This is a genomic window from Tabrizicola soli (assembly GCF_015999335.1).
Classification (GTDB): Bacteria; Pseudomonadota; Alphaproteobacteria; order Rhodobacterales; family Rhodobacteraceae; genus Tabrizicola; species Tabrizicola soli.
Window position 1 is genome coordinate 1 of sequence record NZ_JAEACP010000044.1, and the last position, 8,575, is coordinate 8,575.

Genomic DNA, 8,575 nt, shown 5'->3' on the forward strand with positions numbered 1-8,575 from the left:
CTCGTCCTCCAGCGCCTTCAGCCGCTTGGCCTCCGATACCGTCATCCCGGAATACTTCGCCTTCCAGGCATAGAACGTCCCCTCCGACATCCCGTGCTTGCGGCACAGATCAGCACACTTCGCGCCGGCTTCGTGCTCCTGCAGGATGCCAATGATCTGCTCTTCCGTCAGTCGTGCCTTCTTCATCGTCCGTCCTCTCCATGGGCCGGACTCTAATCGCAGATGGAGGAAAAATCCCGTGGCAGGTCAGAAATAACATCGCTAAACCCTAGCCAACTGAACGAGGTCTCGATAGCGGGCCGTGATATCTGCGTGGCGACACAACCTCGACTCGATCTCCGATTGTTCCCACCAATTGACTCACGTTGAGCGCCGGTGGCAGTATCCAGCAAGATCAACCGGCAGCTCAGGGCCGTCCTTGTCCTCCTCAGTCGCTCGACACTCGAACAAGGTGAGCTTTGCACGTGCTCTGTTCGGTCGTCACTCCCTGCTATACTTTGACCTATAGCGCTCTTCCGGAGCCTGCCACTCCTCTAGATAGTCCAAGGGATCAGATGTGCCGAGCATTGATCTCGCCAAGGCCAAGCGTTGTATGAGTCTGGCGCGGCGTTCGTCGTCCACCTGACCTGCACGTTCCTCGTGCTTCGGAAAAGAAACGCTGGACGGCAAGGGCGGTTGCCCACCTATCCATGATGTCAGACAGCTGTTTCCGGCTCTCGGATTGCGCCTGCTCGACGCGCCGCTGATCATCCTCCCGACGCCAGCGTTCCTGCTGCTCTTCCCATTCGCGCTGACGTTGCGCGGCCGCCTCCTCGGCTACGGTCATGAGCCTCCGGAGTTCCTCCTCGGAGCTTTCCAGCTTGCGAACGATTGCCGGGATCATCCCACCAAGCGAGGCTTTCGCGGTCTCTTGCCAATTGTGCGTCCAGGCGACCCATGCAGGGGCGAATAGACCACCAGCCGGAAACGACCACAGGGAAGATCCTGTTCGGTCGTCCATGAATTGGAGAGTTGCCACGCCCTCGCAGATCGAACCTCCTTGCTGTCCTCCCGGACGTATCTGTCGCCGATCCGGCGAAGGGTAACCCGCTCCGTCATCTCTGTCAGGGCAAGACCGACAGGGACGGTGCCGATATAGCTGATCGTTGGCCGATGCGGGGACCAGATGCGCCCCATGGAATACCGGCCATATTTCCGGTCCTTTCCAGGGCTCTCCCGCTCTTCGATGTCAGGACGGTGCATCTTGCCGTCCGGAGGAGCGAACAGGACGCGGTGTCCCCTCTTTTCGAGAGCATTGTAGATTTCACTCGCAAGGTCGAGGGCGTGGGTCAGGCAGGTTTCCGAGGTGACGATGTCGGGCAGAAGCTGCTTGTAGGGCCGCAGGAACTCGCCTTCGTCGAGCTTTCGTGTCCTGCGGAAGTGCCCTTCCACGCCGAGAAGAAGCGGATGGCGGCCTGTTCGGACAATCTTCGCTGCCGGGCTGCGTGCGCTGTTGCCGCGTGGCGTTGAGGTGCTCCTGATGGGGATGGAGAGTGGCTTGTTCTTCGACCAGGTCTCCTGATCGCCCGGCAGCAGGGGCGGCAGGTCGGGGCGTGGTTTCGCCTTCCCGACCGCTTTCTTCTGCCAGTACCCAGCTGGAGGTCGCGGCACATTCAGCGCTTCGCAGACCCGGGCGAGGTAGGAACCGGACACGCCGAATTTCTCGGCGAGCTTGCTGACTGGGGTGACCCAGACCTGCTCGTAGAGATCCTGTCTGGAGATTTCGAATTTTTCGGGAGCTGGGGACGAGGAAGACATGGTCGTTGCGGTATTCCAGATGCTTGATCGAGCCAACCTGGCGTCGCGAGTGATGAAAGCCACATGACAATCGCGGAATATGTCCCTGTGCTATTTGGCCCGGTTCTTTTGTCACCCTCGGTGCTCGCGGGTCGCCTCCAGCGCGAAGCATACGCTCAGGGGCGGCTCGCACTCAATTGCGGTAAGATGTACCAATAGCTGATTTGCTCCAGGGGCTAGATATCAATGAGTGAGCCTTGCGACTGGCTTGACCTGAATCCAAGATTTCTCGCTGCGGTCAGCATGCGTGATCGCTTTGTGGCATGCATTGCAGTGTTCACGACCGCCCGACCGTCCGAGAAGGACCGGAACCGCCATGGGCCGAGCGGCTGCATCCTGCTGCCTTTGCGAGCGATCATGCTGGCTTCGTGTCGCGGAGCGCGTCGACTCACTCGCCTGGGTTCTGCGGCGGGGAGGATGGCGTGTCATCGAGCAGGTCACCGATGCTGACGCCGAGGGCGGTCGCGATCCTGTCGACGACGGTGATCGTCGGGTTGCGGGCATAGCGCTCGAGATCGCTGATGTAGGTGCGGTGCAGCCCGGCCTCGTCGGCAAAAGCCTCCTGGCTCAGGCCCTTGGCCTGGCGCAGCTTGCGGAGGTTCGAGCCGAGACGGTGGCGGACATCTTCCATGTCCAGACAGACAGAGGTTTGTCGTCATCCGGTCTACAGACGATCAGTGACATTCAGCTTGACTTCCATCCGTGGAAGAGCGGTGCTGCCGTCACTGATCGTATGAACATGGACGTGACGATGCTGGAAGAGGTGCCGAAGGAGCAGCGAACCAGGGCCGCAGGGGCGAGTCCGGCGCGCAGCTTCACGACGAAGCAGATGGGCGATGCCTGCGAGATGCTGATCGCCGCGGAACTGACCCTGGCTGGGATTCCGGCCCTGAAGGTGCCGGACAACTGGCCGCACTACGACGTGATCGCCCAGCCGCCCGACGGACCGGCCCAGCGCATCTCCGTGAAGTCGCGCACCTTCAGCCGCGGTCCGGCCTATGTCGGCTACCAGGAACCCGACCAGTTCGACTGGCTGGCCATCGTCGTTCTCGCGCCAGAGAGCAGTTCGGTGCGCACCGTCTACCTGGTGCCGCGGGAGGAGGCCGGCCGGGTGGCCCGGCGCGACAAGCCGACCAGCAGGACGGCCAACGAGCGCTACTTCCGCATCGACCAGCTCGAGGGCCTGTTCGCCCGCTATCGGGACAATTTTGCGCTGCGTCCGGCCGGCGTGGCCCCGGGCAGTGCCAGCGCTGGCGACGCCGGACTGGAGACCTGCCGGTTGCGGCTCCATTCGCGCCGATCCAAGGCCGGTGCCATGCACCGCTCCGAGAGGGCTTGATCATCGAGGCCGTTTGAACGTCCAGACGGGCGTCGATTTACGCGAAGCGCCACGTCGCGCTTTCGACCCGCCTGGACTGCAATTCGGACGACACGGCCCCTCTTCACAAGCCATCCACCAGTGGTGGTGCGCCGCAGGCCAGATGGCTGGGTGCGGAGATCGCCGGGGAAGCATGGGCTGCATGGGCAGTTCGTTCGACCCAGCTGGTCGACCAGCGTATGGCATGGGCCGCGTGTGGTTTCCCGAACAGCATGAGACGTCAATCGCCCGGACAGCGCAGCTCTGTGCTGCGGTCCCGGCCATCGGAGGGCTTTCCCCATGGAAAGGCTTGAACTGCGCTATCGGCGCATCCCTGATCTGCATCCGCGTGCGGGCAATCCCCGCACCCATTCGAAGAAACAGCTCGACCAGATCGCCGCCTCGATCACGCGGTTCGGCTTCACCAATCCCGTCCTCGTCGACGACAGCGACGGGATCGTCGCCGGCCACGGCCGGGTCGAGGCCGCCAGGCGCCTCGGCATGACCGAGGTTCCCACCCTGCGCCTCGGCGACATGAGCGAGGCCGACATCAGAGCCTATGTCATCGCCGACAACCGGCTGGCGGAGAACGCCGGCTGGGACAAGCAATTGCTGGGAATCGAGTTCAAATACCTGGCCGAGCTCGATTTCGACTTCGACCTGACGATCACCGGCTTCGAGCTTCCGGAGATCGACGCGCTGATCGACACCGCCTCACCCGATGCCGCTGCACCGGACCCGGCCGACGACCTGCCCGGGATCACCTCCGGGCCGGCGGTCACGCGGCCGGGCGACATCTGGCAGCTCGGCAGGCACCGGCTGATCTGCGGCGATGCCCTGGAGGGGGCGACCTATGCCGCGCTGATGGGGGAGGAGAAGGCGGGCATGGTGTTCACCGATCCGCCCTACAACGTCCCGATCGACGGCCATGTCTCCGGCTTGGGCAGGGTGCGCCATCGCGAATTCGCCATGGCCTCCGGCGAGATGTCACCCGAGGCGTTCACCAAGTTCCTCTTCACCGTCTTCGGGCACCTGGCCGGGGCTTCGGTCGACGGCTCCATCCATTTCCACTGCATGGACTGGCGCCATCAACAGGAAATCCTGGCCGCCGGCAATGCGAGCTACACCGAGCTGAAGAACCTCTGCGTCTGGGCCAAGACCAATGGCGGCATGGGCTCGCTCTATAGGTCGGCCCATGAACTGGTGTTCGTCTTCAAGTCCGGACGCGCGCCGCATGTCAACAATGTCGAGCTGGGCAAGAACGAGCGCTACCGCACCAATGTCTGGACCTATGCCGGCGCCAACAGCTTCGGCGGCAGCCGGGACGCCGATCTTTCCATGCATCCGACGGTGAAGCCGGTGGCGCTGGTTCATGACGCCATCCTCGACTGTTCCCGGCGCGGGGGCATCGTGCTCGACGCCTTCGCCGGATCGGGGACGACGCTGGTCGCCGCCCACAGGGCCGGGCGGCGCGGCTACGGCATCGAGATCGATCCCCTCTATTGCGATGTCATCATCCGGCGCCTGCGCGCATGCGCAGGTCTGGAGGCCACGCTCGCTGGCCGTTCCTTCGATCAGGTCGCGGCCGAGCGCGCCGCCTCGAACCAGGAGGATGCAGCATGAGCAACGACGACAACAACGAGGACCGTGACACCCCGGCACATGACAGAGGGATCGAGACTGGCGCGGGCAACGAGGGGCATCAGGACCATGGTGGTTCCGCCGATACCCCCGCAGCCGGTTCCAGCGACGCCGAACCGGCGGCACGAGGCGCGGACCTTGCGGCTCAGCCACCTGGCGGCGCGGCCAAACCCGTCAGGCAGAAGAACGGGAGGTTTGCCAAAGGCCATTCCGGCAACTCCCGTGGACGGCCGCCCAAGCTGCCGCACGGACCGTTCCTGTCGCAGCACCGCCGCGACATCATCGAGATCATGCAAGAGGAGATCACGGCGAACACCCCCAAGGGCAGGATCAAGATACCCATCCAAACGGCGATCCTTCGCAGCCTCACGGGGAGAGCCTTGAAGGGTGACCTGCGCGCGATCCAGGTTGCGACGACCTGGTATCATACGGCTCTCAAGGAACTCTATGGAATCAACCATAAGCTGCCACTCGCCGATCCCTATCTGGAGATTTTGACGGACGAGACCAACGAACTGGGCGCCGAAGCGATTGCGGCGATGAGCGCAGAGCTCGAGAAGCTCAGGAAGCTTCGTTGACCGCACCTTGCGCCCATGCTGCCGATGGACAGGGTGAACATCCATCGGCAGCGCCCCGCGATGCCGACGCCACATCGGATAGCCAGACCGCTCCCACCGGCATCTTCGCCCTCCCGACCGACGGTCGGGCAATCGGGCCGCAGGGCAAAACGCGTGATGTCCGGGCAGGGCCTGCGGGCCGGATCTCTCGGCGACTTGATCGGATGGAGGCGGGACTACAAGGCGCCGGAACGGCAGCCCACTTCGGCTCTAGCCTCCGGCGAGTGTCGCGTCGAGCTCATCCAGGGCAGCAGTCGCGTGTCCAAGCAGATCGCGGAGATCGGCAACCAAGGCCTGCGCCTCTCCTCGCGCCAGCCTGGGCGACTGTCCCTCCGCGGCCAGACCAGCAGCATCCTCCAGCAGCCCCGTCAGGACCGCGAACCCTTCCCCCATCTCTGCATGCGGCATTCGGTCCTCGCGTCGCTGCCCCCAACCGACCACCGCTTCCTTGCGGCAGGAAGTCCAGGCCGAACTTCGGCCAAGCGAATGAGGACCTTCAAGCCGACGGGTGGCCTACCGACCCGGCTACTTGCTCCGCTTCCCTATCCCTCCCTGGAAGCGCATGATCACCGCGCTGGTATCGCTAGGGCGCACTGGGGGTAGGCGCGAAGGGCGGGATGCGGCCCGTGAGGTTGCGGCATCGTCTCCGCAGCAATCGGCGAAAGCGGCCATTCGCGTCTCGCTCAGATGGCGATGCACTGCGCAGGTAGCCGACCTTCCCGCCGATACCCCCCGAGGCAACCACCCGGCGTAGATACAAGGCATCCGCGTCACCGAATGCGGGCAGAGGCCTGCGGTGTTCTCGAGACAAGGAAAGCGTGGCCAAATTTTTCATATATTTCAAGAACTGCGTCACACATCGCAGAAATTATCTTGTCCCACTTTTCTGGCGACATCGGTGCTGCTTTCATCGCCGGGCGGAAGTGAACGTGGGAGTTTCTTAATTGGTAAATGTAAGATGCACACTTAGCTGGAGTTGCATCTGGTGGATCTCCGGTGCCTTGAAAAAATGCATTGACGATAGACGCACGAACTGGCTGTGACACCTCTCCAAGGAGAAGCGAGAGCGCTTCTTCTTCTTTCGGCCTCCAAGAAATAAAACTCTCAAGCGCCTCGGCCAGATCCGAGAGTGCGCAGTTAATAGAAAACTTCGCAGCCAACCTCTCAATTTTAGGAGCACTGTACAGTTGCTCAATGCTTCTGTAAACATCCAAAAAAAGGCCGGACCAACTATAGGAAATAACTCCTTGCAGCAGCAGGGGGAAAGGCATCACAGAAGAACCGTCCTCGAATAACCCTACAAGCTTCAACTTGGTTTTTGGGCCTATCTCCAGCGGGTAATGCCCATAAGATCGCACTACGAAACTACCCGCTATCCGATAGATGTCAGTTGAGTAAACATCGACCTCAGGGCGTTCAATTTCCCAGAAGGTCAATTCAGGGAACACCTCAGAAACCTCCAAAAGAGAGTGCCCTTCGTATCCCGCGACCCCACGGTATGAACCTTCCAAGACATTCCGAGCCCGAGCCGCAGTTGCGGTGGATGGGATGTTGGCCTCCGTAACAAATAGAGCAAATAGGCCTGGAGTGCCGTCAATCTCCTTGACCCGTTCCCACGGTTCGTTTGGCCTCCCATATCCGCTTGCGCAGAATATCTTGCGATCCATATGATCGACAACCGCCGTGACCTCTCTCTGACCAAGTCGCCTCACTTGAATTTTGGCATTAGCCATCAGATCAGCGTCGTCATCATCCTTCCGAGTGATCCAGCGCGCCTCCGAGTCGATAGGGAAATCCTTGTCGAGGGCAACTGCCGAGGAAAATATTCTATCAAATACATCCTTAGACATTTCAATCCTTCGGCGCGCCATTACGCCCGCCAGCAGGGTTCAAGACTGGGAACAGAAAACTCTTCTTCTATCAATATTTTGAAGGCGCTCTCAAAGTAGTTTCGCTCCCACCGACCGACTGCTGAGCTTGGTCTTTTGCTAAGCTTTTCAGAAAGGACATCCAGAGCGATGAATTTATTCAACTCATCCTCGTTCTTTTTGGCCATCTCAGCGATCAGATTAGAGCATTTGTCCTCCAAGGCGGCGCAATTTTTCTCACTGTCTTCGTTATCCTTATCCATGCCAATTCTTCCGAGAATTGACACCGCGCAGGCAACGATAAAGCCGACGCGAGCAGCTTGAGAATCGAAAATATTCCTTCCGCGGTTCATCTGGCGCCCACGCTGAGGTTTTTCAACGCCATCGTCGCCGTCATCCGGATTTGCTGTCTGAGGGTCGACAACTTCATTCAGCCGAGATAGGGCTATATCAAAATCAACTAGCATCTGCACAACGCGGTAAAAATATTGATCATACTTCCGGCCAGTTAGTGCGTCGGCAACATCGAGTCTGGAAAATTCATCCGCTAAATTCTCTTGGGTATCGATCTCCGTTCTCCGGAGTCCAAATGCGATGTATGATTCGATGAGTGAATCCGTCTTGAATTCTCCCCCCTTCCATCTCCTATCACTTCCCGTGAGGAGACGTGTAAACTTGACTTTGCTTGCTATTGTGTTGACCAGAGGAGCGTAAACGACCTCAAGCTGTTGCTTCAAATTCCAAGGTACTTGGCCAGTGTTCAGCACAAGCATCCGGTAAATGAGGCTTTCTGATGTTTTTGCAATCCAAACCTCCACTCTAATTGTATGATGCCCAACGTCTTCTGAGTTACTTCTTGCGTCAATTAGCGCAGTTGTTCGCTGCATACCATCAATGATTGAGAGGTTATCCTTAAAGTCGTCCAAGACTTTTCTAACTGCCATCGGAGATGCGAGACCCGGGACACTGCCCCATCCATTTTCATCTACCACGATGCCAATCACAATTGGCGGAATAACTGCGCCGCGGGTCAAGTCCTCAACAAGCCGGCTTCGAATTCGGCGGGCCGAAGTGGTTTTAAGAGCGTCTCTCTGGAACCTAATGCCTCCCCGATTCGCGTAAGCCGAGCTAGGCTCCAGACCCATTGATTTCGGGCGGTTCGCGTGATTCAGGCCTCGCAAGGAGACCTGACCGATGAGCAACCTCTACTGGCTGTCCGAGGCGCAAATGGAGCGCCTGAAGCCATTCTTTCCGAA

At 60.0% G+C, this 8,575-nt stretch carries 9 protein-coding genes; 3 read left to right on the forward strand and 6 right to left on the reverse strand.

The genetic code is table 11. The features are described 5' to 3' along the window. The 4 genes from I7S92_RS22705 to I7S92_RS22720 all read right to left on the reverse strand — a co-directional run. On the reverse strand, positions 1 to 186 hold a 186-nt coding region (locus I7S92_RS22705; protein ID WP_197647778.1), incomplete at its 3' end, for a transposase. 364 nt (positions 187 to 550) lie between these two features. Then, positions 551 to 883 (reverse strand): hypothetical protein, encoded by a 333-nt coding sequence (locus I7S92_RS22710; RefSeq protein WP_197647779.1) that lies wholly within the window; start codon positions 881 to 883, stop codon positions 551 to 553. Then, complete coding sequence (locus I7S92_RS22715; protein ID WP_197647780.1) at positions 880 to 1,797, reverse strand: hypothetical protein; 918 nt, start codon at positions 1,795 to 1,797, stop codon at positions 880 to 882. The genes I7S92_RS22710 and I7S92_RS22715 overlap by 4 nt, the downstream gene beginning before the upstream one ends. 427 nt (positions 1,798 to 2,224) lie before the next feature. Beyond that, complete coding sequence (locus I7S92_RS22720) at positions 2,225 to 2,467, reverse strand: helix-turn-helix domain-containing protein (RefSeq protein WP_197647781.1); 243 nt, start codon at positions 2,465 to 2,467, stop codon at positions 2,225 to 2,227. A 108-nt stretch (positions 2,468 to 2,575) separates the two neighbouring features. On the opposite strand from I7S92_RS22720, the gene I7S92_RS22725 reads away from it, so the two are divergent. The 3 genes from I7S92_RS22725 (at position 2,576) to I7S92_RS22735 (ending at position 5,412) form a co-directional block, all read left to right on the forward strand. Then, a complete protein-coding gene (locus I7S92_RS22725; protein WP_197647782.1) occupies positions 2,576 to 3,175 on the forward strand; it encodes a PDDEXK-like family protein in 600 nt (199 codons plus the stop codon). A 318-nt stretch (positions 3,176 to 3,493) separates the two neighbouring features. Next, the gene (locus I7S92_RS22730) at positions 3,494 to 4,816 is read left to right on the forward strand and encodes a site-specific DNA-methyltransferase (protein ID WP_197647783.1); all 1,323 of its coding nucleotides are present in this window, start codon (positions 3,494 to 3,496) and stop codon (positions 4,814 to 4,816) included. Next, positions 4,813 to 5,412: a DUF5681 domain-containing protein gene (locus tag I7S92_RS22735; protein ID WP_197647784.1), complete on the forward strand. Its 600-nt coding sequence runs from the start codon at positions 4,813 to 4,815 to the stop codon at positions 5,410 to 5,412. Before I7S92_RS22730 ends, I7S92_RS22735 begins: the two co-directional genes overlap by 4 nt. An 809-nt stretch (positions 5,413 to 6,221) precedes the next feature. Here I7S92_RS22735 and I7S92_RS22740 read toward each other — a convergent pair. Further along, entirely contained in the window at positions 6,222 to 7,301 is a 1,080-nt protein-coding gene (locus I7S92_RS22740; protein WP_197647785.1) for a hypothetical protein, read from the reverse strand. Positions 7,302 to 7,321: 20 nt separating this feature from the next. Further along, complete coding sequence (locus tag I7S92_RS22745) at positions 7,322 to 8,464, reverse strand: hypothetical protein (protein ID WP_197647786.1); 1,143 nt, start codon at positions 8,462 to 8,464, stop codon at positions 7,322 to 7,324. Positions 8,465 to 8,575: the final 111 nt, after the last annotated feature.

What these genes read in the sequence shown, in the direction of transcription:
- I7S92_RS22735 (WP_197647784.1), top strand. Translation starts at nt 4,813, where the DNA reads ATGAGCAACGACGACAACAACGAGGACCGTGACACCCCGGCACATGAC.
- I7S92_RS22730 (WP_197647783.1), top strand. Translation starts at nt 3,494, where the DNA reads ATGGAAAGGCTTGAACTGCGCTATCGGCGCATCCCTGATCTGCATCCG.
- I7S92_RS22725 (WP_197647782.1), top strand. Translation starts at nt 2,576, where the DNA reads ATGGACGTGACGATGCTGGAAGAGGTGCCGAAGGAGCAGCGAACCAGG.
- I7S92_RS22710 (WP_197647779.1), bottom strand. Translation starts at nt 883, where the DNA reads ATGATCCCGGCAATCGTTCGCAAGCTGGAAAGCTCCGAGGAGGAACTC.
- I7S92_RS22720 (WP_197647781.1), bottom strand. Translation starts at nt 2,467, where the DNA reads ATGGAAGATGTCCGCCACCGTCTCGGCTCGAACCTCCGCAAGCTGCGC.
- I7S92_RS22745 (WP_197647786.1), bottom strand. Translation starts at nt 8,464, where the DNA reads ATGGGTCTGGAGCCTAGCTCGGCTTACGCGAATCGGGGAGGCATTAGG.
- I7S92_RS22740 (WP_197647785.1), bottom strand. Translation starts at nt 7,301, where the DNA reads ATGTCTAAGGATGTATTTGATAGAATATTTTCCTCGGCAGTTGCCCTC.
- I7S92_RS22715 (WP_197647780.1), bottom strand. Translation starts at nt 1,797, where the DNA reads ATGTCTTCCTCGTCCCCAGCTCCCGAAAAATTCGAAATCTCCAGACAG.